This is a genomic window from Leptospira kanakyensis (assembly GCF_004769235.1).
GTDB classification, from domain to species: Bacteria; Spirochaetota; Leptospiria; order Leptospirales; family Leptospiraceae; genus Leptospira_A; species Leptospira_A kanakyensis.
Genome location: NZ_RQFG01000005.1, coordinates 1,163,654 through 1,185,847, shown reverse-complemented (window position 1 = coordinate 1,185,847; position 22,194 = coordinate 1,163,654). Strand labels below are relative to the sequence as shown.

Genomic DNA, 22,194 nt, shown 5'->3' with positions numbered 1-22,194 from the left:
AAATAAAGTAACCGATCAAACAAAAACGGAGAAACCAAAATGAAAGTCCTCATCTTAGATAATTATGATTCATTTACATTCAATCTTTACCAAATAGTCGGGGAGATACTGGAAGAAAGAGAAGAACTTTTTCAGTTAGATGTGATTCGTAACGATGAAAAGTCCTTTGAAGTCATCAAGTCAGCTAACTATGATAAGATTATTATTTCCCCTGGCCCCGGCCATCCAGCAGATCCTGCGTATTTTGGTGTAAGTGCGGATATTTTGAAGGAACTGGGAAAAACTACACCTGTACTTGGAATTTGTTTAGGGATGCAAGGTATGGCCACTGTATTTGGTGGAGAAGTGGTTCGGGCCAATGTAGCCATGCATGGAAAACTTTCACCCATTGAACACGACGGAAAAGGTGTGTTTACAGGTTTAACACAAAATATTGAAATCATGCGTTATCATTCTCTTGTAGCAAAAGAGACTTCTCTTCCCAAGGAATTAGAAGTTACGGCCCGAGTTTCAGCAGGTGAGGGGAAGGGGGAAATTATGGGACTTCGACACAAAACATTAAAGATTGAAGGGGTTCAGTTCCATCCGGAATCTTTTGGATCAGAAGAAGGGAAAGACCTACTTAGAAATTTTATCCATTCGAAATAGTCCGTTCGTATTTCCGTCTGGTTATAATCTAAATTCTAGAAGTGGGCCTTAGTTTTAGTTTGGTTTTACTTTAAATCTTTCAACATGGCTTCTTCCCAAGAGGCAAAAAAATCAAAGTCATTACTTGCTTTTTGGGAATCGTCTCCACCAAACAGAGAAAAACGTTTTCGTTTGGTTTCATTGTAGGTCGTGATGGTATTGATTTGTCCGCTCGGTGTTTTTTTGAATGTAGCGTGAATTTGAGAACCACCCCGGCCTTGGGTTCCTTGGATGAGTAAAGTAAAGAACTCATCAAAGTATTCATCCATATTTCCAGGAATCATAAAGTTCACAAACCCCTGCGGAATGACATAAAAAAATTTACCATTAATTTCCTTTTTTCCAATCCGTACAAATTGTCCGTCGAGTGTGTCTGTTTGTTTTTCAAAACTGGTTTTTAATTTGTACTCCAAGTTTTGGATTTTTACCGTGATTCCAAATGATTTGATTTCTATATCCCCTAAAAATCGAATTTCTTTTGGTGATAGGAAGTAATCGGAAGGGGGATTCACAGGGAAATGAAATTGAATGGTTCGTCCTTGGTTTGTGACTTTAAATTTGTGAGAAGGGTTGCCTTTGTCCCAAACTTCAAGATTGAGTTTAGTTTTTTCTAATCTGGATCCGGTCCTTTGATAAAAACCTGGAAACTTTTGTTTTGTTTCGTCGTTGATAGTAAATTCCAAAGTATGCCATTCTGCATTTTCAGTGACATGACAAGCCATGGCACCACATAAGAATTGTAAGTTTTCGGAAGAGGATTTTAAAGATTGGTAGGCGTTGTGATCGTTGATGGCTAAGGCAAAATCATGAAACCATTTAAAAAAATCTCTTGGTTGGTAACCATTGAGTTTGTGGATGATCTTTCTATCCACAGCATAAATTTCTCTCTCTTCCCATAATTTAGGGACGAAGGTAACTTTTGCCAAAAAATCAAATTTAGATGGATCCGAATCATTCCAATGTAGATTCCAATTTTGTTGTTTGTCCATAGTGCCGGAAAGGGAAAGGAAGGGGTAACCTTCGGCATTTTTTTGGAACTGGGATTCGTTTTCTTCACTCAGGCTACCGGCAAGAGCCGAAAAATAGACGTCATTTTTTGCAGTGGATTTAATGGAACGTTGGAGATGGTCATATCCTGTCCAGAATTGGTAGTAGTTTTCATTTTTTTGAAAACAATTTGAAACACTAACTAGTATTAAAGTAATGATTAAATAATTTTCTAATTTATATTTCTTGTTTAAGGATGCCATACACTTTTTGGATGAGAACATCATCCATTTCTTCCTGATAGGATGAAGATATCAATTTGCCTGCTTTATTAAATATACGTAAATAGGATTCGCCTTTGGTTAGACCAGTCGAAAGGTGGCCTTTGCGATCTAAAAGAATACTTTCGAATTGTTTTGTTTTGGATTCTTCTAAATAATCTTCTACTAGTTTGTTTGTTTCCTGGAAGTCCAAATAGAGAAGGAAGTGAACTTTGGAGCTATCTTTCCAAAGTAAATTTTGCATTTTCCAATAGAGTTTTCTTCCTTGTTTGCGGCAAATTTCCAAATCCTTAAGAAAACAACCCATAAGGACAACGGGTTTTCCTTTGATGGCGCCATCAGAATACGATTGCCCATATTGGTCCTTCATTTGAAATTGTGGCATGGACTGTGCTTTCCATTCTTCGCCAGATACAAAAACCGCTGCCAAAAGAAATATTACAAAACGTGACACAGTTATTAGCCTATTCATAAATTCATTAACGGCAAGTTCAAAAATTTCCTTTGTTTTGATTCTCGTTTTTTTTATCTTTGGTTGCTCCAGTTTCACACATAAAATCAAGTTGGTTGATTCTTCTGCATCTTTGGCTTTTTTTGAAGTGGAAGAAGAGGAGTGGAAAAGTATTTTCCCGAAGGAAATTTCTAAACTCACGACCAACAGTAAAAATTTTACTCAGCTAACCAATGTTTTGAAATCAATCCAATACAAACGAGGAGTTCTTGCTTACGAAGATTGGGAAGTTTTGGTTCCCGATACATACCTTCCTGAAATACAAAAATTTTCTGAAAAGATAACAACAAATCCAGAACCAAAAGTATATTTATGTATTTTTAAAGTAGACGATATCCTTTCACCTAATGTGAAAATTTTAAAAACAAGTTTTTATATATTAAGTACGGATGAAGGGCTGGTTATACTATTTCATGAAATGAATACAAACATCAGCTTTCAAACTCAGTATTCATTTGAAGATTGGGTGATCTTTCATCCTTCGGAAATCAAACCAATTTATAGACCGGAACTTTGGTTGCGAGACAAACAAAATACAAGTCTGTATAAAGATAAGGTTGCTGCAAAAAATGCAATTTATGGAAATGTAGTTATTTTTAATCTTCCAGAACTGATTCCTAATCCTCCGTTATTTCGTTACCCGAAAGAAGATGAAATGGTTGTCCCAACAGAACAGTGGAAATCAGTTCCAGAGAAACTAAAAGCTTTAGAGGAAATGAGGAAAAATCATCTCATCACGGATGAAGAATACAACCGGAAAAAAACAGAGTTACTCAAAGAATTTTAAATTCCATCACCATGAATGAATTCTTGAATGAATCGATCATCTTCTGGGAGATCAGGTGAAGATTTTTCTAAAGACTGTTGTTTCTCAGAAAGTTTGTTAATGAGTTGTTGTTGGGTTTCTACCTTTTCTAACAATACAGAAAAAACTTTAGCAATTGGATCTGGCATTTGATTGTGCTCTAACATTTGTTCTACACTATCAGAAGCAATGTCACCTGCTTTGACTACCTTACCAGGAATTCCAACAACTGTACAACCTGCTGGAACGTTTCGCATAACAACGGATCCTGCTCCAACCCGTACATGATCTTCTACGGTGATGTTTCCGAGGACTTTGGCTCCAGCACCAATCACTACATTTTTACCTATGGTTGGGTGTCGTTTCCCTGATTCCTTTCCCGTTCCGCCGAGGGTCACTCCTTGAAAGATAAGAGAACCAGATCCCACAATGGCTGTTTCTCCAATCACAACTCCAGAGCCATGATCGATAAAAACACCTGGTGCAATTTTGGCTCCTGGATGGATGTCGATTCCTGTTAAAAACCTACTGATGTAATTCACAAGTCGGGGGATGATCGGCAAACGAAGTTTATAAAGTAAATGCGCAAGTTTATGCAGCCAAAGGGCGTGCAATCCCGGGTAACAAAGAACAATTTCCAAATATGATTTGGCTGCCGGGTCAAACTTTTTGATGATTCTTATATTTTCAAACATTGATTAGTTGGTTTTGTTTTTAATCATTAGACGAGTCAACTTTTCCTAGAGTTGGGAAAGATTTAAAAGGAAATGAGACAATATGTCTGTACGAAAAATCCACTTGTTCAATGGATTCTGAAGACCTTCCCAAAGGAAGAAAATTTTTGGTTTCAGTACTTCCTGAAAAAGAGTTCGTCCTGCCAAAATGGATCCGAATTGACACAAATTTACCAAATGAATTTGGGAAAGAGGCGAGAATCTGAATGAGGTTCAGATCCTATACTGAACCAATTTTCCCTTCGTTATTTTAGTTTCTAATTGCCTCTATAGTTAGGTTCCGTATCCTTTCGAGTAGAAATTAATTTCTAGGTTGTTCCGACTTTGGGATCAAAAAAAACAATACATATAATTCTATTCCTACTTACGTTTTTCACCTTAACATACTCAGATATATTTTTGAATCCTCAGGTTCCACAAACATTAGAGAATTATAAACTTATTTTCTTTGAGAATTGGCCTTATTCGGTTTCCTTGTTGTTCATACTCTTTGCGCATGAAATGGGGCATTATTTACCAGCTAGATATTACGGAGTCAAAACCACTTGGCCTTATTTCATTCCACTACCTGTGGGGCCAATTGGAACCATGGGTGCGGTCATTCAAATCAATCAGCCGATTCCTGATAAAAAAATATTATTTGATATTGGAATTGGAGGACCAACTGCAAGTTTGGTACTTTCCATCGTTGCCTGGTTAGTGGGGATTAGCCTTTCCAAAGTCATAACAATTCCACCGGACTTTGATAGATCGGGATTTTTATTTTTTGGAGATAGTCTTTTTACTTATCTAACAAGCCAATGGATTCTTGGCCCAATTGATTTTTCAACTATGGACATCCAAGCGCATCCTTTAGCCAAAGCAGGTTGGGTAGGATTACTCATCACCGCTGTGAATTTGTTACCTTTTGGTCAATTGGATGGCGGCCATGTCATATATTCTATGTTTGGTGAAGGATATCGTAAGTGGATCCACAGTTTGTTTCTCTTGTTTTTGATTTTTGCATTACTTCATTTTACTTGGTTACTTTGGAGTTTTTTCATTTATTTTGTAATAAAAGTTGAACATCCATTCATAAAAGATTCTGTATTGGGAATTGGAAAGTTCCGGTTTTATTTTGGGTTTATAATGTTAGTAACTTTCCTAATCATTTTTGTTCCGAAACCAATTATCTTGGGATCAGAATTTGATGATTCTTCTTTACTGATCGATATTTTTCGTCTGATAACAGATAACATTGGGTTGGATTTATGATTCGTTTTTTATTTTTATTAATATTTTTTTCCTGGGGTTTGTTTGCTCAAGAGAGTAAAGAATACAAACTTACCGATAAAGCTTACGGCCTTGCTTGGGATGGTGTCAATTTTTGGTATATAGATACCAATCGTCGTGCCATCATCAAAATCAATGAAATTGGTGAACAAGAAATCTTTAACTTAGGTTTGGCAAATTTACGTGGGATTAGTTTTGATTCAAGGGAAGGGAAACTTCTTGTAGTTGCTCCAAAACAAATTTTAAAATTGGATCCCAATTCCGGTGGTATCACTGATAAAATCCAAATCCCTCTTTCGAATGTGGCAGGGATTGCCAGTGTTGGAAATTACTATTATATTTTGGATTTGGATTCAGGGAAGGTACAAATTTATGACCAGTCTTCCTCCCTTATGATCGGCGGATTTTTTACAGATAGAACTCGTCCGCGTGATATTTGTTATGGAAGAGATTCTTTGTGGATATCTGATTCAGCTGACAATAGTATCTATCGTTATGATACCAAAACAGGAAAAATTACTGGATCAATCAAAACCAATCTTCGTTCTGTGCGTGGAGTTTTACTGAGTGGTTCCAAACTTTGGGTTGTTGATCGTGAAAATAAAGAAATCAAAAACATTCCCTTCATTGAAACAGAACGTTTCATTGCATCCGGTGAAGAAGAATACAACTTAGAAGTTACTTTAAAATTCAAACTGGATTCGGTTTCATTATCAAAAGCACAAATTGCAATCCTTCATCCCCCGTCCAATGAACAACAGAGAATTCGGTCTGTTAAGTTTTCTGATACTGTCTATCAACCTAGTTTCATTCAACGTAACAGAGTGCATTTAAAGAAACTATCCATCGAAGATTTACCGGGAGAACAAATTGTGAAATATAAGTTCTCATCAAAAAATCAGTTCATTAAATACTATGTTACTGATGAATATTTGGATAAAGATGCAGTGTATCCAGGTGATGTGACTTCTTATTATGAAAAGACAAAAGAAGAATTAAAACTTTTACCTAGAGACTATTTAGATGCGATTTACCAAGCACGCCAAACAAGTATCAGTATAAACGATTTTAAAGATAAAATGAAAGAATTAGGAGTCCCGATCCAACCTTTCCGAATGATTCGATTTGAAAAGGGAAAGGCAAAATCAATTCAGGATTCCTTATCTATTTTTCTTCTTAGTTATGGTTGGATTCCAATCGCAGATTTAGGGTTAGGGAGTAATACGGATAAACGTTATTTCGAAAAAAAAGAATCAGATCTGATTTTATACCAAAGTTTGAATTTCAAATCTTCAGTTTCTCCAGTATACTTTCGTAAAGATGTTAATTCGGAATGGGAAAATCTACCTGCAGAAATTACTTATAAAATTAAGTAAAATTTCGTTTCTTTTTCTATTCTCTTGTTCCATTATCGGCCCAAAGTTGGATTCGGTATTTGTGGACAAAAAGATAGAAAGGGAAACAAAATTTAAAGAACTTGTCACTTCTACTTGGATACAATTTCCGAAACTTGGATTGTACTGCGAAAAAGAATTATCTTATCATAAGATTTTTTGTAAAATCCAAACGGTTCTAAGTTTTCGCAAACTGGCAGAGTATTTAGACATTCAAATTTTTCTGTCAGGACCTCATACTAAATACTATCTTGAACTAAACTCAAACTATGAATTCGGACATTACAATCCTGAATTTCCTATAAAACTACGCGAATATTTACTTCCTGCAAAAACAAATGAAACATTATATACATTAACTTTACCAATTTACGAAGGATTGATTCGGAACACGGCTCGTGAATTTTTTATTGTTTATCAGAAACTAGATTCTAATCCTAAATTCTTTAGAAAAGAAGCAGATCGTTACTTATTATTAGTGGAAGAGAACCGTTTGGATCCATATTATTTGGATCGGTTTATTTTGTTTTTGTATCCAGCATTTACCGATAATGAAGATCCTGAAGAGTCATCACGTTTTGTTTATAAAAAAGGTGATGAAACCATTGATGCTCAAGTGGTCAAAGAACTTGTAGGATTTTGGATTCGTAGAAAAGCTGATGGGACAGATACGGATTTTATTTTAGGTCTAGTGGATTTATTAAAGTTATACGATCCGGGGTTTTATCAAAACCGAATCGCACCCTCTTCCCATTAATTTACATTACCCTAAAATATCTTTTACTGCATCAATCACATCTTTTTCGTCTGATTTAGTCATACCAGCAAATAGAGGTAATGATACAGAACGATCATACATCTGGCAGGCATTCGGATATTCTTTACGATTGTATTGAAAGGTCTTTTTATAATAAGGATGTTCGAAGATAGGAATGAAATGTAGACTAGTTCCAATATTTCTTTCCTTTAATTCTTCTACTAAAGTATCTCGCCCTACCTTAGCAATTTTTGGATCAACTTCTATTCGATAAAGATGCCAACTATGAATTCCGTTTGTATCTTCTTTTGGAAGTTTGATTCCTTTTAAGGAACTAAATTCCTGATTGTAGTGTTTTGCAATTTCTGTCCTACGTTCCCAGAAACTATGCGATTCCTTTAGTTGGACAACACCTAACGCGGCGGCGATGTCCGTCATATTGTATTTATAACCTGCATCGACCACTTCGTAGTACCAACCAGGTCTATTGAACGCATCGCGGTTAATTCCATGGAGTCTCATGATCCGCATTCGTTCTGCTGCATCTTTGTGAGAAGTAGTAACCATACCCCCTTCCCCCGTAGTGATTCCCTTGGTTGCATAAAAACTAAAAACGGTAAAATCACCCCAAGTCCCAATCATCTTATCTTTGTGAACTGCAGGAAACGCATGGGCTGCGTCTTCGATTACATATAAATTGTATTCTTTCGCAATCGCCATAAGTCCTACCATATCGCAAGTATAACCTGCTAAGTGGACGGGCATAATCGCTTTGATTCTTTTGCCGGTTTTTTTACTAATCAGTTCCTTACCGTTCCATTTGCATTTGGATGTAATTGTTTCATGAAGGGTTTCGGGAGTCATTAGGTTGTGGATGGGATCCACATCGGTGAGAATGGGTTCGGCCCCAAAATAACAAATCACTTCTGTCGTCGCAGTAAAGGTTATGGAACTAGTGATGGCGGCATCATCGGCGGTGAGTCCGATGGCTTCCAAAGCTAAATGAAGCCCAGCTGTTGCCGAATTGACGGCGATGGTTTCTTTGCTACCCACAAAGTCACCGAACTCCATCTCGAATTGTTTTACTTTCGGACCTGAGGTGACCCAGCCAGACCTAAGCACTTGGGCGACTTCCTCAATTGCATCCTCCGAGATCGAAGGAAGAGCAAACGGTAGGAATGTTTTGCGAGATGTGAGCATATTCATTTATACGACATAATTCGGAAAAAATTTCCAGTCTTTTCCGCTCCCAAATTTCCTATCGACGGGATTTTTGAAAGCTGAATAGGGATTTTCACCCAAGGTTTAAAAATCTACTTGTAGGCACTTGCGAAATTTCGCATTCTTTCCTGGAACATGGAAGTTCCTTTTTCTGAGATATTAAATCGTATTGCTGTCATTGACCGTGACATTGCGGAGCTGAATCGGTTAAAAAGCCGGCTGCCAGCTGACAGACCGTACTCGCCTACCATCCAACTTACCTTTGATAAACAAATCAATACTCTGTTAAACGAGCGAGTTTCTTTAATGGAACTCCCGATCCTCCACCCTCCCCTTTGGTTACTTTCCAAAGAAGGCTTGGAACCTTCGGCAGAGTCACCTCTCCTCAAAGAGAGAAAGTCCTTACTCGCGGGGGACTTGTCGGTTCCTCATCCGAACGAGCAGGATGTTATCAATTTCATTCGAGAAATTCCAAAAACAGAAGTGCACCTTCATTTGGAAGCTTGTGTGAACAAAGAAACTTTGAAGTTTTTGTACAAAAAGAACGGAATCGAAGTTACTGATAAAGAGTTTGAAGATAAATACAATTTTAAAGATCTCAATGGTTTCATTCAGGTATTTTTCTTTGTGCAAGGTTCGGTGAAAGAAGCATCAGACCTTGGTTATTTTATCGATAGTTTAGCAGACTACTTACGTTCAAATAATATCATCTATTGCGAAGCATTCTTTGCACCTTCTAAGTTCATCCAAAACGGATTGGATTTTGATGAAATGGTCGAGGTGATGGTAAATCGCATTCGTCAAATTGAAGTCAAAGATGGAATCACCATTCGATTGTTAGTGGATGTATCTCGTTCTTTTGGTCCAGAAAATGCGATGAACAATCTCAAACGTGTTTTAGGTCTAAAACATAAAGAAGTGATTGGAATCGGACTTGGTGGTGCTGAACTTATGGGCCCTGCCAAAGATTATTCCGAAGTATTCAAAGTAGCTCGTGAATCTGGCCTACGATGTGTGGCTCACTCAGGTGAAGATGATGGGCCTTGGGCAATTTGGGATGCAGTCAACCTTTGTAAGGCGGAAAGGATTGGTCACGGAACTTCCGCAATCCAAGATCCAGAGCTTGTTCGTTACATGAAAGAAAACAAAATCCCAATTGAGATTTGTGTGACTTCAAATGTTTTTACTGGAAAATATGTTCGTAAGGAACAAAATCACCCTGTTCGTTATTATTACGACCAAGGTTTGATGTTGTGTATCAATACAGATGATCCTGATATCTTTAACGTAAATCTTACTTATGAATTTTTTAAACTCTATCGTTTCTTAGATTTTTCTATCGATGAAATCATTGATTTGGTAAGACAAGGTGTACTTTGTACTTTCCATCCAGAAAAAGAAACGTTGTGGGCGGCAATGGAAGAGAAAATAGACCAAATAAAATTAAAATACAATTTGGTTTCCGATAAACAAGTAACTGCTGTATAGTTTTGATTTTTATATAACCCTATAACTTTAAAGTTATAGGGTTATTGAAAATTCAATTTTTATTGAACTAAGTGTAAATTATATTCTTGAGAAACCAGATAGTTGAATGCATATTCAACCGATTCAGGGATAGCGATTTCAGATTGAAAACCTAGTTTGGGATAAGTAATGATTCTTTGTAAATCGCCTACAATTTCGTTGATAATCATAAAAAGATTAATATGCGAATGAGGGGCATCCAACAAAGAGTAATCGGGGGCAGAAATGATGAATTGGTTCTCTGGCCATTGTTTGTCTAAAGCCAACCTAACTCTTAAAGTCATAGAAGGCTTTTGAATCGCAATGATCGAGTTTACCTTAATATTCTTTCTGTTTAACAAAGATTTAGTGAATTGAATATTTTCACCAGTATTGGTAGAATTATTTTCGATTATGATGTCTTTTGCTGGAATCCCCTCGTTGAGGGCCAATTTAGCAAAAGAATCAGCTTCGGAATCTGAGAATATATTCTTAGTAAAAAAATTGATTCCACCTGAAAAGAGAATTTGCTTCGCATAACCATTTCTGTATAAATCTGCTGCATACTTAGCAATTCTAACGTCATGGCTACAAAGGACAAAAATTAAATCTGCTTTATCGAGATTATCTTTTTGTGTGAGAAAATCCCAAATGATAGAAGCAGATTCTAAATCTGTATCAGAAATTTTTTTATGAGAGAGTAACAACAGAAACCAATTAACTTACTGCTTCTTTTAAAACCGCTATGTCTATTTTTCTCATTTTTAACATGGCTTGTGTGGCACGTTCGGCTTTGATTGGGTCTTTATGCGAAATTAGTTGTAAAAGAATTTTCGGGGTCACTTGCCAATACATACCAAATTTATCTTGAAGCCAACCACACATACTTTCTGTACCACCATCTGCTAAAAGCGCATTCCAATAATAATCTACTTCTTTTTGAGTTTCTACGCTGATCATAAAGGAAACTCCCCAAGTGAATTTAAATTCAGGCCCACCATTGTAAGCTGTAAACTTTTGCCCGTTTAAAATGAACTCACCTTGCATTGGGTTGGCAGTGATGATTTTGGATTTTTTAAAAACCGATGCATAGAACTTTGCCACCTCTTCAATGTTTGCATTAAACATAAGAAAGGGTGTAATACTATGAGTTGGATTGGAGCGATAATCTAACTTTTTTAGATTTGCTTTTGTTTTGGTTCCACTTGATTTTTTCTTCTTTGGTGCTGCCATGATTTTCTCCTTTTATACTATTCTTCTTCACTTTCTTCTTCGTCTGAACTTGGAAAAATTCTTTGGAGCGGTGGCTCGTATGTTTTTACATCATTACATACAATAGTTGCAATGAAGAAACCAAAATTGGCATCGTTTGACCATCTTGGGCTAAAATGGTCACAGGAATAAAACTCAATATCTTTGGAACACCTATCGATATCTTTAGTTTTGTAGTAGGAGTATGGATTAAAAACTTCAAAACGAGTGAATAAATGCAAAATCAGAAAGAAAGAATTTGTAGTTTCTATAGAAAGAGTTCTCCGCATTGGATCAGGGTTTGTATCATTCCTATTATATGAGTGAGTTAACAAACTACAACTGTGCAATTTCGATATAATGGGACTGGTGATTCTTTGGTTTGCTTCTGATCCTTCGATGTAATCAGGGCCATTGTATAAATGGTGACAGTGAATGAAGAAAACAAAGGGAAATATAAATTTGAAATTAGCTAAAAAAATTATGTTCCTTTTTAAGGAGATTAACATTTTTATTTACCTATCTTTTGGATCAAAAAATTTTTACGCTAAAATTTCGGTTCACCAATTAAAAACCAAGCATTAACAATTAGTTGTTTTTCTATTTCGTAAATTGCTAATACATCTATATTTGCTTTTCCTTCTGGAAAGTTTCTAGTAACTAATTCATGATCAACAATTTTACCACCAAACACTTGTCTAGAAATCAATTTTGCAAAAAGATCTGGCTCCTGGAAACGAATTATATGTCTTTCCTTAATTTGGTCAATCCCATCTGCAATTAAAGTCCTCGGATGGAGATATATTTTTGCATTTTTGTCCCAACATTTGAGAAATGAATCAATATCTTTATTGTTATAAGCCTTTAATTGGGTATCGATTAAGTTTATATTTGTTTCTTGATTCATAAAATTTATCGATTAAGAATGATTACATAAGGTAAGGCGATGGTTTCTCTGAAGATAGAATAGAAATCTCGGATTTCAAAATACCTAGCATAGGAAGTTTTGACATTTTGGAATCCAGCTTTTTTTACTAGATATTTGGATCGAGGAAGGTGGTAATACTGCGAGATAATCAGAATTGGTTCTGCAGTATTGGATTCTAAGATATCCTTTAGATTGTTGGCAGATTTTTCTGTAGTGTAACCTATATTATCTTCAATGATTTGATCCGCATTAATTCCTTGTTTGATTAAATAGTTTTTCATGACTTTTGCTTCATCAAATCCTTCTTTTCCAATCCCACCGGAGACAATAATTTTCTGAATCAAACCATCTTTGTAAAGTATGGCTGCTCTATCCAATCTTGCTTGTAATCGATTCGAAGGTGTTCCGTCTAACTCCACTTTATTACCAAGTACTAGAGCGGTATTTGAACTTAAGTTTTCCTCTTCTACAAGACCAGTAGAGATGATATAACTGCAGGATATAAGTATGTAGGCAAAAAATATTTTAAGTGAGAGAATGATGATTTTTTTCATTTTAAAAGAAAGTATATCGAGATCCAAAAAATAAGAAATCAACTAAAAATCAAAATCCTAAATTTCATTTAATTGCTTTCATAACCATAAAGACTGTTCATAATAACCGGAGCAATTTTCCGTTTTCCAACTGTATATTAGATTGACAATAAATGATTTAATATTAAACTATCTAAATAGAGGAGTCGGAATCTAAAAAATTCCGGAAACCAGATGAGCTCAGCAGAAACTAAAGAAAATTCGGCTTTTTTCCAAAATTCCACCACACTTCCTTCCCTTTTTCTGGGGCATGGAAGCCCAATGAATGCGATTGAGGAAAATGAATTTGTGGAAGGATTACGAAATCTGAGTAAAACGATTCCCAAACCGAAAGCCATTCTTTGTATTTCCGCACACTGGGTGACGGATGGAACGTTTGTAACCGCTATGGAAAATCCTCCCACCATACATGACTTTGGTGGGTTCCCCAAAGCCTTATTTGATGTGCAATACCCGGCTCCGGGTAGTCCGGAACTTGCGAAACTCATTCAGTCCGTTGTCATATCTCAAAATGTAAAATTAGATTATGAATGGGGATTGGATCATGGTGCCTGGAGTGTCATCAAACATATTTATCCAAATGCAGACATTCCCGTTGTGCAACTAAGCATGGATTATAAAATTTCGCCGGAAGCTCATTTCCAATTGGCCAAAGAATTGTCCACTCTTCGAAACCAAGGAGTTCTCATTCTTGCCAGTGGGAATATTGTACATAACTTGCGTATGGTGGCTTGGGACAGATTGAACGAAGTATATGGATTTGATTGGGCATTGGATGTAAACCAAAAGGTAAAAAATTGGATCCTGGCTGGAGACAACGAGTCCTTAATTCAAATTAGAAATCACGGAAAAGAATTTGAATGGGCCATTCCCACAGCAGAACACTATTTGCCGTTACTTTATACTTTGGGGACAAAACTGGATTCAGATTCTATTTCTTTTTTTAACGACAAACCTGTGGCAGGTGCTTTGACGATGACTTCTGTAAGATTGGAACCGAGTCATTAAGGATAATAAAGAAATGGAGAAACCACTAGAATATTTAATCCGCAAACCAAAAGTTTCCATAGAAAATCCACCTCTATTGGTATTGTTACATGGAGTTGGAAGTAATGAAGAAGATTTGTTTTCATTAGCCAATTATTTACCAGAATCCTTTCTTGTAGTTTCCGCCAGAGGTCCTTTGACTTTGGCACCAGATAGTTACGCTTGGTATGAAGTTTTATTCACAACTGGCCAACCAAAGATCAATTTAGAACAGGAAAAAGAAAGTAGAAGGCTTTTGTTAGAATTTCTGGATTATCTCAAATTGAATTACCAATTTGATGAATCCAATGTTTGGATTGGTGGTTTTAGTCAAGGAGCCATCATGTCTTATTCTGTTGGATTACTTTATCCAGAGAGAATCAAAGGTATTATTGCTTTGAGTGGAAGGTTGTTAGAAGAAAATAAGGAGATTGTGAAAATCACAGATGATCTTTTGAAAAAAAAGATTTTTATCTCTCATGGAAACAATGATCGAGTTTTATCTGTTGAATATGCCCGTTCGGTAAAACAATATTTGGAATCAATAGGCATTCGGCCTCATTACAGGGAATACCCAGAAGGTCATAGCATCAATCGTGAGATGTTAAAAGATTTAATCCAATGGTTAGAAGAAAATCTTTGATTTAGATTTTGATAAAGTTGGCAGTGAACGTTCTGCCATTTGCGAAGGATATAATCCCTTACCGACTAGTCTTTGAATCACACTTTGTTTTTCGGCCATGAGATTATATCCTTTCTAGTTTGAATCAGGTTTCCATTTACTTTGGAAATTCCATTTTCACTGACACAATCGGAATCAATCAATAATCCCCAATCGTTTGAAAATGAGAGGGATCCTTTCCAAATAAGGTTTGATTTGGAAAATTTCATTCAAATCACTTTCTTTGAGGATGGCAGAACATCTTGGATCTTGTTTTAAAAGGTCACGAAGATTTTTGGATTGGTCTGCCCAAACTGCCATTGCATTTTCTTGAACGATTAAGTAGGCATCTTCACGAGTGATTCCGCCTTTTTCAATCAACCACAACAGAACTTTTTGTGAAAAGATGAGCCCACGTGTTACATTTAATGTACGTTCGGTGGCATCAGGATACACATGAAGTCCTTTTAGGACAAAATTCATTTTTTCCAAAATGTAATCGAGTGCAATGGTAGAATCGGGAAGTACGATTCTTTCGGCAGAAGAATGAGAAATATCTCGTTCATGCCAAAGTCCCACGTTTTGTAATCCCACGTTTACGTTAGAACGAATGACTCTAGAGATTCCAGATATTCTTTCGCAAACGACTGGATTTCGTTTGTGAGGCATAGCCGAAGATCCTTTTTGGCCTTTGGCAAAAGGTTCTTCTACTTCACGGCCTTCTGTTTTTTGTAAGAGTCGGATCTCCGTTGCCATACGATCTAAACTCGCAGCAACTACACCGAGTACTGACATATAGAAAGCATGACGGTCACGAGAAATGACTTGTGTCGCAATCGGATCAACGGTTAATCCAAGTTTGGTTAAAACATATTCTTCAATTTCTAAATCAATATTGGAATAAGTTCCGACAGCTCCGGACAATTTCCCTACGGCCACTTGAGCCCTAGCATCTTTCATCCGTTCTAAGTTGCGAGTCATCTCAGCAAAGAAGAGAGCAAATTTAAGACCAAGTGTCATTGGTTCTGCATGGATACCATGAGAACGTCCGATACAAGGAAGGTCTTTGTACTCTTTTGCTTTTTCTTTCGTTGTTTGTAAAAGGGTTTCGGTTCTTTGGATGAGAAGGTCCATTGCTTGCACCATTTGTACACAAAGTGCTGTGTCACCAACGTCACTGGAAGTGAGTCCAAAGTGAACATGTCGGCCTGCTGGTCCTATATAAGAGTTCAAGTTTGTCAAATAGGCGATGACATCATGGTGGACTTTGGATTCTATTTCTAGAATTTCCTCTACGTTGAATTTTGCCTTTTGTTTGATGGTTTCCAGGTCTTCTTTGGGAACTTCTCCGCGGTTGGCACGGGCTTCGCAGGCATAAATTTCAATATCTGTCCAAATCTTAAATTTGTTCTCTAATTCCCAGATGGCGGAAATCTCTGGGTGGCTATAACGATCGATCATAAGGGCAGTCTTTCATTAGAAACTTCTGTTTCAACTGGGAATTTTACGATTGCCGAACGATGTTCGAAATTCAAGTTTAGAATCTAGTAATAAATCCTAGGGGGGCATATGTCCAAAGAATTCGAAGGAAAAGTAGCACTGGTAACGGGAGCTGCCTCTCCCATTGGTTTGGGAAGAGCAATCGCAAACCGAATCGCATCGCATGGTGCAAGTTTGGTGCTTGTTGATTTGAATCAGGAAAAAATTGAAGAAGCTGCAAGAGAAGTTGAAGCTAAATTTGGTGTGAAAGCAATTGGAGTTGCTTGTAACGTAACAAAACCAGAAGATTGCGACGCTGCCATCAGCAAAACAAAAGAGGCTTTTGGAAAATTAGATTTTCTCGTTAATAACGCAGGTGTTTTAAAAGACAATCTTCTCATTCGTATGTCGGAACAAGAATATGACTTTGTTATGGATGTAAACTGTAAGGGAGTTTTCCTTATGACGAAATCCGCAAGTAAACTGATTCTTAAATCTGACTCTGGTCGGATCGTAAACATTTCCTCAGTTTCTGGACTCACTGGGCAACCAGGCCAAGCAAACTACTCCACTTCTAAAGCCGGAGTGATTGCGTTAACGAAAGTTTCTGCTCGTGAATTTTCTGGAAGAAACGTACTCGTAAATGCAGTTTGCCCAGGATACGTTCAAACAGAAATGACTGGAACACTTTCTAAAGAAGTGCAAGACAAGTTGACTGATCCTTCTGTGATTCCACTCAAACGTCCAGGAAAACAAGAAGAGATTGCTTCTGCTGTTAAATTTTTCTTAAGTAATGATGCGTCTTACATCACTGGAACTTTCCTCCGTGTAGACGGTGGTGCTGCTATCGGGATGTAGATTTTTTATCCTTTGCCTTGGGTGCGATAGTAATTGGTTTCACCGCCTTTTGCACCTTAGGCGAAGATTGTTTGGTTTTTGTTTCTTTTACTGCTTTTTTCTCTTTCGTTGTTTCAATCACAAGTGGTTCTGCGGTCGGCTTTTTCTTTTCTTCAGGAATGGGAGGAGTTTGGATTTCGTAATCATAACGAACTGTAGAACTCCAATTTCCTGCAAAATCTCTGACGCTCGCAAGCACTGTATGTTTTCCTGGTTCGTATAGAATTTCCGGTTCAAAGATTTCTAAACGTCCATCTTTGGGAAAAAATTCGGCCTTCCCTGGAATTCCATCGACTGTGATATCAAAGCCGTCCGGCATAATTCCCGATCCTACATCCACAGCTTTCAAATACAAAGCAAAGTCTTCTCTAGGATAAACTGTTTTGTTCATCAAGTCATGTAGGTAAATGGTCGGAGGAGTTTGGTCAGATAAAACAACAAAGAGTCCTGTTTTACGTAGCCTTACTTTAAAAAACTGACCCCAGGAACTAAAGGAAGATCCATTGATTTTTTTTACATTCCCATCTGCCAATACTTCATATAAGTCCGCTGAATTGATATCTTTGGTTTTGGGAACCTTTACATATAGATCGTAACCTAAATTAAAATCTTTAAAATCAGGGCCGATTTTATATACGCTGGAGAGTTGATTGAGTCCCTTTGTATTAATTTGAATTTGTTCTTGGGCTTCGATATCAAAGAATGCCTTCGAATATACAGCATTCACTGGGAAAAACAATTCTACTTTTGTATCTTTGGATTTGAATGTTGTATAACGGTCATAGTACACATTGTACTTCCATTCTTTGGTAACAATGTGGCTGTAATCACCTTGGTCTTTAAGGATATAAAAGGATGCAAAGGACATCTGCCCGCCCATCCCTGTCGCACGAATGGTGATTTCTTTAGGTTCTCCCATCCGCATTTGTTCGCTATCGAGTAGGCCCTGTTCTCGACCATTACTTCTCATTCCGAGAAGATCATTGCCATCGCGCGTGTGTAAGTAGTATGAAAAAGGATTTCCATTGGGTTTACTAACAGAGCTGTCATACAACAAAACATTTTTTCGTGTATGTTCTTTTAAGATTTTTGAAAGTTGGAATCCTTGTAGGACATGTTCACCAATTAACATATCTAAGGTGAATATTCCTAGACGATTGTTATTTGATTTTTGATGCAAGGCAATTTGAATTCCTACTTTTCCTTGGATGAATAAAGTTGGTGACTCAGACAATTCAAATCGATTTCCACTAGTTTCATAAAAAGGAATTTCTATTGTTTCATTTCGGCCGTTGATAAAGGTTCGTGGTGTTTGTGGAGTGATACGAATGGTATTAAATACAATTGGTTCTGCCACATTGTATCCCAAACCATAATGCATGGGGTTATAATATACGTTATCTTTAAAAAGTTCAAAATGAAGGTGAGGGGGTCCAACACCTGTATCACCAGAGAAAGCAATGGTTTCTCCTGCATCTACTTCGACTGCTTCCGGAAGGGCAATATCAAAATCGGTTCTATCTTTATAACGTTTTGCTTGTTTCGATTTTAAAATCTGTTTGATGATTTTTTGAGAAAATTTATGTAAATGACCATAACGAGATGTCATTCCATCATCATGTTGGAGAAATAACGCATAACCAATGCTAGTCCATCGTCTTTGGACTCGAGTCACTTTTCCTTTTGCTACAGCAATGATGGGAATCCCAATTTTTCCACCGGTAGAAAAATCTTGGCCCATATGAAAATGGCCGGTTCTAAATTCACCGAAAGCACCGGTGATGGAGTCATATCCTTTGACTGGCCAGAGATAAGGATTTTTTAAAACAAAACCTGGCGGGTAATCAGATACAGATATTGCAGAAAGTGGGTAAAGAGAGAGTATAAGTACTAATACGAATGCGCGCAACATCTGATTTCACTATTATTTTCGGCGCTTATGGTGAAAAGACTTATAAGAATCGAGGGGCTGTTGTAATTTTCCCCTCGGGCCTTTCTATTTTTTTTATTTAAAAACGGGTCTACGTTTTTCCTTAAGAGCTGTCATTGCTTCGAGTAGATTGTCAACAACACCTGGTTGTTCAAAGGATTTGATCGTATCCTTCTTATATTGTTCTAAATTTGCAAGGAGGGCACCATTTAAAGTATTCTTTGTGGAACGATAGGCTGCAGACGGAACCTTAGAAAGTGTTTCTAATTTTTTTAGAGCGATCTTTCTTATGTCTTCTGGCGTAGGAGCGATTTCATCAATCAGTCCAATTTTTTTAGCTTCTGCTCCTTTGTAAGTGGATCCTTCCAAACAAACTTCTGCCCAGTATCTTGGATCCACACACATACGAATGCGATCAATAAAACTTCCAGGGAGTGGAAGGCCAACATTCACTTCTGTAAATCCAATCCTTCCTTTTCCATCGAGCATATATTTAAAATCGGATGCCACAGTGATCACTGCACCACCACCCATAGCATGACCAGTGACTTCAGTGATTAAAGGTTTATCAAACTTAACCAGTTCACCAAAAAGGATCACAATTCCACCAACTTCATCGATGAGTTTGTCACGACTTGTGGAAAGTAAATTTTCGGCATCTAGGCCATTACAAAAAAACTTAGGATTGTCTGTGGTTAAGATAACACCTCGTTTAGAATTGTCGGCTTTGATTTCATTTAAGATCTCACCGAGATCTCTCATGTTCTGTCCTGTCAGTGAGTTCTGATCATTCATTTGAAAGCGAATGATTTCGCCTTTACCGTTGGGGATGTCGATGACTTCGCGTTTGTAATTCATTGTTTACTTCTTTTGTTTTATGGTTTTAAAATTTATGATTGTGGCGGATTGTTCGTAGAATCAGAATTAGGTGGCGTTTCTGCGGGTGTTTCGGGAACGGTTGGATTTTCCGGTGTTATTGGAAGGGCCGCGCCTCCCATTGGAATTTCTATTTTTACATCTCCTAAGGAAGTCGGAGGAGTTTGTGCGTTTTCCTTTGCACTATCTTTTGCAAACTTTTCTTTTTTCTCTTTCTTACGTTGTTCTTCTACTTTCTGTTCTTCCATTTTAACGTATTCATCGAATTCGTTCGGAGCCATGAATACTAACATTTTTTCATCATCTGATGCGTGTTCAATGAAAGCTCCCATATGGCGGCCTGCAATAAATACAACCTTTTCATGACCTGAGAAAAGTTTCATCACTCGTTCGAAAACTTCTACTTCTTCTTTGCCGAGTTCCGGAACCACACGAACATCAAAACAAATACGTTCTGCTAGAATGGATTTTAAAAAGTTAGGAGTGAATATTTTTTTGAATTCAGGAAAAACATATCGTTTGAGATTGGCGCGGCATTGGAACAACACACGCCCATGTCCTCGATCCACAACGATAAAAGACATATTGTCCCTAGTTTTTGAAGATTCGCTAAATTTATATTCTTCAATATGGGAATGAATTCGATCGAGGAGTGGTTGTTTGGCTAAAGGTTTCACCATATAATCTGTAAAACCAAGGGCTTTTTGATTTGCGATAAAGTTAGTATCTTCTTTCGGAATCATTGCCAAGATAGGGATGTTGTGTGTGATGACATCCCGTCTTAGTTCCAAAACAAATTCTAATTCTTTTTTGTCCTTAAAAGTTAATCCCATCAGAATGATATCTGGGTTAGAGGATTTTACATATTCTTGAACAGTTTGCGAAAATTTCGTTATGACAACTCGTTGGCGTAAACCAAGGAAGATATTTTCTAAGTCCTGTGCGGAATTTAGATCGTTTTCTATCGCCATGATAAAATGCATAAAATTTTAAATTAAACCCGCCTCTGATGCAACTCGAAACAAATTCCCAACTTTCTTTTGTTTTTCTGACAAAATTTTATCTGTCAATACTTCTTTCACAACATCTTCATGAATGGAATGGAGAAGATCAAAATCTCTTTTATAATCTGATACTGTCATTTTTCCAAAAAGAATATTTGCTTGGAATTGATAAATTTGGTGTTCCATAAGGAATCGTAAAGTATCATAATCCTCAACAGCTTCGGCAGTGATTACTGCTTCTCTGTTATCAGCGAGGCGTTTGCAATAATCAATAAATGCTAAGTTGTCCAAAAATTTAATTTGGTCTTCTTCAATTTTGAACTTAAAACTAATAGGATCTAATTTGAATTCTTTAATCATAATCCCAAGATCCAAAACAATTTGGTGAGATTGACTTTTAACTCCAAAGTCATCAGCAGCAAAACTCATTCCATGAGAATAAAAGGCATGGCAAACATCTTTTAGTGGAAAATGGGAATCATCATAAGGTTTTTCCACGAGTTCAAATCTTATGTTTTCAGGAATTAAATCTTTATTTTGAATGAGTCGCTGTAACCGATCCACTCGATCGATATGAGAAAATGTATCAATCAAGGACTGAGGTGAAATATTGAATTTTAATAATCCAGGTGCCCCTTCACAAGCAATGATCAACTTTTCTAAAATCAAAAGTTCTATTCGGTTTAAATCCTGGTCAGAAGGAATGTCATTGATTAAATCTTTGTAACCTACGTATGCCCCGCCACCGAGAAACACCTCACCACCTTTTACCGAATAAGTTTTATCTTTTGGGTTGAAGATCACAGTGGGTTGGATCATAGCTTCATGAACAGATCCAGAGATGTAAGTATTTGCTTTATTGTAGTATGTCCAACTCCAACGAACTAAATTGTCGTTTAGATTTTTTTCGGAAGATTTATACAATTCTTTATAAATTTCATCGCTATCGGAGATAAAATTAGATTGGGTTCTTGAGACTCCAAAATGAAAGGATACAATTTTATTTTGTAAACATTGTTGTTGGAATTTCCCCACCGAATTTTCGATATTGGGAAACTTTTCAATGTCCCACTCAAAAAGGGGAGAAATACCCATAAGTAGTATATCTTGTTTTTCTAAATAATGAAATCCGAAACAAATGTCTTCTAAATCCAAACAGGAATAAAACTCGGTTCGGAGCAGATCCAAAAATTCAGTGAGTTCAATGCCGGAAATGTTTTCGAAACGAATGAGGAAAAGTGGTTTCCCTTGGTTTTCTTGGATAAAATGTTTTTTGAACACATCCAAGTCCTTCATACCAAAATAATAGGGACCAGTGAATAGTTGATTTTTCAAATGTAGCCTTCGTATATGAATTGATTCTCTAACGACTTCTTGTAAATTTATGAGAATTC

The 22,194-nt window shown here is 36.9% G+C and carries 23 protein-coding genes; 9 read left to right on the top strand and 14 right to left on the bottom strand.

Annotated elements, in window-relative coordinates; genetic code table 11:
* The first annotated feature begins 39 nt into the window (after nucleotides 1–39).
* Nucleotides 40–648, top strand: coding sequence for an anthranilate synthase component II (locus EHQ16_RS06245; RefSeq protein WP_135634633.1), 609 nt, complete (start codon nucleotides 40–42; stop codon nucleotides 646–648).
* Between the two features lie 65 nt (nucleotides 649–713).
* Here EHQ16_RS06245 and EHQ16_RS06240 read toward each other — a convergent pair whose 3' ends face one another.
* Nucleotides 714–1,937: an LIC10025 family lipoprotein gene (locus tag EHQ16_RS06240; RefSeq protein ID WP_135634635.1), complete on the bottom strand. Its 1,224-nt coding sequence runs from the start codon at nucleotides 1,935–1,937 to the stop codon at nucleotides 714–716.
* Complete coding sequence (locus EHQ16_RS06235; protein WP_135634637.1) at nucleotides 1,912–2,340, bottom strand: hypothetical protein; 429 nt, start codon at nucleotides 2,338–2,340, stop codon at nucleotides 1,912–1,914. Before EHQ16_RS06235 ends, EHQ16_RS06240 begins: the two co-directional genes overlap by 26 nt.
* Here EHQ16_RS06235 and EHQ16_RS06230 point away from each other — a divergent pair.
* Nucleotides 2,339–3,253, top strand: coding sequence for an SHOCT domain-containing protein (locus EHQ16_RS06230; RefSeq protein WP_244241955.1), 915 nt, complete (start codon nucleotides 2,339–2,341; stop codon nucleotides 3,251–3,253). The genes EHQ16_RS06235 and EHQ16_RS06230 overlap by 2 nt on opposite strands.
* On the opposite strand, the gene cysE is transcribed toward EHQ16_RS06230, so the two are convergent.
* Nucleotides 3,250–3,966 carry a serine O-acetyltransferase gene (gene cysE, locus EHQ16_RS06225; RefSeq protein ID WP_135634639.1) on the bottom strand — a complete coding sequence of 239 codons (717 nt, stop codon included), beginning with the start codon at nucleotides 3,964–3,966 and terminating at the stop codon, nucleotides 3,250–3,252. The two genes, EHQ16_RS06230 and cysE, sit on opposite strands and share 4 nt — an antisense overlap.
* A gap of 363 nt (nucleotides 3,967–4,329) precedes the next feature.
* Here cysE and EHQ16_RS06220 point away from each other — a divergent pair, with 363 nt between their 5' ends.
* The 3 genes from EHQ16_RS06220 (at nucleotide 4,330) to EHQ16_RS06210 (ending at nucleotide 7,428) form a co-directional block, all read left to right on the top strand.
* Nucleotides 4,330–5,259, top strand: coding sequence for a site-2 protease family protein (locus EHQ16_RS06220; protein ID WP_208742239.1), 930 nt, complete (start codon nucleotides 4,330–4,332; stop codon nucleotides 5,257–5,259).
* Complete coding sequence (locus EHQ16_RS06215) at nucleotides 5,256–6,653, top strand: NHL repeat-containing protein (protein WP_135634641.1); 1,398 nt, start codon at nucleotides 5,256–5,258, stop codon at nucleotides 6,651–6,653. The genes EHQ16_RS06220 and EHQ16_RS06215 overlap by 4 nt, the downstream gene beginning before the upstream one ends.
* 61 nt (nucleotides 6,654–6,714) lie before the next feature.
* Nucleotides 6,715–7,428, top strand: coding sequence for a hypothetical protein (locus EHQ16_RS06210; protein ID WP_244241954.1), 714 nt, complete (start codon nucleotides 6,715–6,717; stop codon nucleotides 7,426–7,428).
* A gap of 6 nt (nucleotides 7,429–7,434) precedes the next feature.
* On the opposite strand, the gene EHQ16_RS06205 is transcribed toward EHQ16_RS06210, so the two are convergent.
* Complete coding sequence (locus tag EHQ16_RS06205; protein ID WP_135635538.1) at nucleotides 7,435–8,628, bottom strand: DegT/DnrJ/EryC1/StrS family aminotransferase; 1,194 nt, start codon at nucleotides 8,626–8,628, stop codon at nucleotides 7,435–7,437.
* 156 nt (nucleotides 8,629–8,784) lie between these two features.
* Here EHQ16_RS06205 and add point away from each other — a divergent pair, with 156 nt between their 5' ends.
* Nucleotides 8,785–10,137: an adenosine deaminase gene (gene add / locus EHQ16_RS06200; RefSeq protein ID WP_135634645.1), complete on the top strand. Its 1,353-nt coding sequence runs from the start codon at nucleotides 8,785–8,787 to the stop codon at nucleotides 10,135–10,137.
* A gap of 59 nt (nucleotides 10,138–10,196) precedes the next feature.
* Here the strand turns inward: add and EHQ16_RS06195 are convergent, their stop codons facing one another.
* From EHQ16_RS06195 to EHQ16_RS06175, 5 genes are read right to left on the bottom strand one after another with little or no spacing between them, the layout of a single operon-like run.
* Nucleotides 10,197–10,862: a YdcF family protein gene (locus EHQ16_RS06195; protein ID WP_244241953.1), complete on the bottom strand. Its 666-nt coding sequence runs from the start codon at nucleotides 10,860–10,862 to the stop codon at nucleotides 10,197–10,199.
* Between the two features lie 10 nt (nucleotides 10,863–10,872).
* Nucleotides 10,873–11,388 carry a VOC family protein gene (locus EHQ16_RS06190; RefSeq protein WP_135634649.1) on the bottom strand — a complete coding sequence of 172 codons (516 nt, stop codon included), beginning with the start codon at nucleotides 11,386–11,388 and terminating at the stop codon, nucleotides 10,873–10,875.
* A 17-nt stretch (nucleotides 11,389–11,405) separates the two neighbouring features.
* Nucleotides 11,406–11,915: a hypothetical protein gene (locus EHQ16_RS06185; RefSeq protein ID WP_135634650.1), complete on the bottom strand. Its 510-nt coding sequence runs from the start codon at nucleotides 11,913–11,915 to the stop codon at nucleotides 11,406–11,408.
* Between the two features lie 38 nt (nucleotides 11,916–11,953).
* Entirely contained in the window at nucleotides 11,954–12,313 is a 360-nt protein-coding gene (locus EHQ16_RS06180) for a nuclear transport factor 2 family protein (protein WP_135634652.1), read from the bottom strand.
* 5 nt (nucleotides 12,314–12,318) lie between these two features.
* Nucleotides 12,319–12,888, bottom strand: coding sequence for a YdcF family protein (locus EHQ16_RS06175; RefSeq protein WP_135634654.1), 570 nt, complete (start codon nucleotides 12,886–12,888; stop codon nucleotides 12,319–12,321).
* A gap of 213 nt (nucleotides 12,889–13,101) precedes the next feature.
* Here EHQ16_RS06175 and ygiD point away from each other — a divergent pair, with 213 nt between their 5' ends.
* Both ygiD and EHQ16_RS06165 read left to right on the top strand, forming a co-directional pair.
* Complete coding sequence (ygiD, locus tag EHQ16_RS06170) at nucleotides 13,102–13,935, top strand: 4,5-DOPA-extradiol-dioxygenase (protein WP_135634656.1); 834 nt, start codon at nucleotides 13,102–13,104, stop codon at nucleotides 13,933–13,935.
* Between the two features lie 13 nt (nucleotides 13,936–13,948).
* A complete protein-coding gene (locus tag EHQ16_RS06165; RefSeq protein ID WP_135634658.1) occupies nucleotides 13,949–14,596 on the top strand; it encodes an alpha/beta hydrolase in 648 nt (215 codons plus the stop codon).
* Between the two features lie 174 nt (nucleotides 14,597–14,770).
* Here EHQ16_RS06165 and purB read toward each other — a convergent pair whose 3' ends face one another.
* Nucleotides 14,771–16,075 carry an adenylosuccinate lyase gene (gene purB / locus EHQ16_RS06160; protein WP_135634660.1) on the bottom strand — a complete coding sequence of 435 codons (1,305 nt, stop codon included), beginning with the start codon at nucleotides 16,073–16,075 and terminating at the stop codon, nucleotides 14,771–14,773.
* 108 nt (nucleotides 16,076–16,183) lie between these two features.
* Here purB and EHQ16_RS06155 point away from each other — a divergent pair, with 108 nt between their 5' ends.
* On the top strand, nucleotides 16,184–16,951 hold the full coding sequence (locus EHQ16_RS06155; RefSeq protein ID WP_135634662.1) for a glucose 1-dehydrogenase: 768 nt from the start codon (nucleotides 16,184–16,186) through the stop codon (nucleotides 16,949–16,951).
* Here the strand turns inward: EHQ16_RS06155 and EHQ16_RS06150 are convergent.
* The 4 genes from EHQ16_RS06150 to EHQ16_RS06135 all read right to left on the bottom strand — a co-directional run bounded on the left by EHQ16_RS06150 (nucleotide 16,938) and on the right by EHQ16_RS06135 (nucleotide 22,135).
* Complete coding sequence (locus EHQ16_RS06150; protein WP_135634664.1) at nucleotides 16,938–18,902, bottom strand: M23 family metallopeptidase; 1,965 nt, start codon at nucleotides 18,900–18,902, stop codon at nucleotides 16,938–16,940. The genes EHQ16_RS06155 and EHQ16_RS06150 overlap by 14 nt on opposite strands.
* A gap of 93 nt (nucleotides 18,903–18,995) precedes the next feature.
* Nucleotides 18,996–19,778 carry an enoyl-CoA hydratase/isomerase family protein gene (locus EHQ16_RS06145; RefSeq protein WP_135634666.1) on the bottom strand — a complete coding sequence of 261 codons (783 nt, stop codon included), beginning with the start codon at nucleotides 19,776–19,778 and terminating at the stop codon, nucleotides 18,996–18,998.
* A gap of 32 nt (nucleotides 19,779–19,810) precedes the next feature.
* Nucleotides 19,811–20,779 (bottom strand): response regulator, encoded by a 969-nt coding sequence (locus EHQ16_RS06140; protein WP_208742238.1) that lies wholly within the window; start codon nucleotides 20,777–20,779, stop codon nucleotides 19,811–19,813.
* 6 nt (nucleotides 20,780–20,785) lie between these two features.
* Entirely contained in the window at nucleotides 20,786–22,135 is a 1,350-nt protein-coding gene (locus EHQ16_RS06135) for an EAL domain-containing protein (protein WP_135634668.1), read from the bottom strand.
* Nucleotides 22,136–22,194 lie beyond the last annotated feature (59 nt).

Coding starts and splice junctions, on each gene's coding strand:
- cysE (WP_135634639.1), bottom strand. CDS start 3,966: ATGTTTGAAAATATAAGAATCATCAAAAAGTTTGACCCGGCAGCCAAA.
- EHQ16_RS06235 (WP_135634637.1), bottom strand. CDS start 2,340: ATGCCACAATTTCAAATGAAGGACCAATATGGGCAATCGTATTCTGAT.
- EHQ16_RS06165 (WP_135634658.1), top strand. CDS start 13,949: ATGGAGAAACCACTAGAATATTTAATCCGCAAACCAAAAGTTTCCATA.
- EHQ16_RS06175 (WP_135634654.1), bottom strand. CDS start 12,888: ATGAAAAAAATCATCATTCTCTCACTTAAAATATTTTTTGCCTACATA.
- EHQ16_RS06140 (WP_208742238.1), bottom strand. CDS start 20,779: ATGCATTTTATCATGGCGATAGAAAACGATCTAAATTCCGCACAGGAC.
- EHQ16_RS06190 (WP_135634649.1), bottom strand. CDS start 11,388: ATGGCAGCACCAAAGAAGAAAAAATCAAGTGGAACCAAAACAAAAGCA.
- EHQ16_RS06180 (WP_135634652.1), bottom strand. CDS start 12,313: ATGAATCAAGAAACAAATATAAACTTAATCGATACCCAATTAAAGGCT.
- EHQ16_RS06185 (WP_135634650.1), bottom strand. CDS start 11,915: ATGTTAATCTCCTTAAAAAGGAACATAATTTTTTTAGCTAATTTCAAA.
- EHQ16_RS06215 (WP_135634641.1), top strand. CDS start 5,256: ATGATTCGTTTTTTATTTTTATTAATATTTTTTTCCTGGGGTTTGTTT.
- add (WP_135634645.1), top strand. CDS start 8,785: ATGGAAGTTCCTTTTTCTGAGATATTAAATCGTATTGCTGTCATTGAC.
- EHQ16_RS06150 (WP_135634664.1), bottom strand. CDS start 18,902: ATGTTGCGCGCATTCGTATTAGTACTTATACTCTCTCTTTACCCACTT.
- EHQ16_RS06155 (WP_135634662.1), top strand. CDS start 16,184: ATGTCCAAAGAATTCGAAGGAAAAGTAGCACTGGTAACGGGAGCTGCC.
- EHQ16_RS06230 (WP_244241955.1), top strand. CDS start 2,339: ATGGACTGTGCTTTCCATTCTTCGCCAGATACAAAAACCGCTGCCAAA.
- purB (WP_135634660.1), bottom strand. CDS start 16,075: ATGATCGATCGTTATAGCCACCCAGAGATTTCCGCCATCTGGGAATTA.
- EHQ16_RS06245 (WP_135634633.1), top strand. CDS start 40: ATGAAAGTCCTCATCTTAGATAATTATGATTCATTTACATTCAATCTT.
- ygiD (WP_135634656.1), top strand. CDS start 13,102: ATGAGCTCAGCAGAAACTAAAGAAAATTCGGCTTTTTTCCAAAATTCC.
- EHQ16_RS06240 (WP_135634635.1), bottom strand. CDS start 1,937: ATGGCATCCTTAAACAAGAAATATAAATTAGAAAATTATTTAATCATT.
- EHQ16_RS06205 (WP_135635538.1), bottom strand. CDS start 8,628: ATGCTCACATCTCGCAAAACATTCCTACCGTTTGCTCTTCCTTCGATC.
- EHQ16_RS06145 (WP_135634666.1), bottom strand. CDS start 19,778: ATGAATTACAAACGCGAAGTCATCGACATCCCCAACGGTAAAGGCGAA.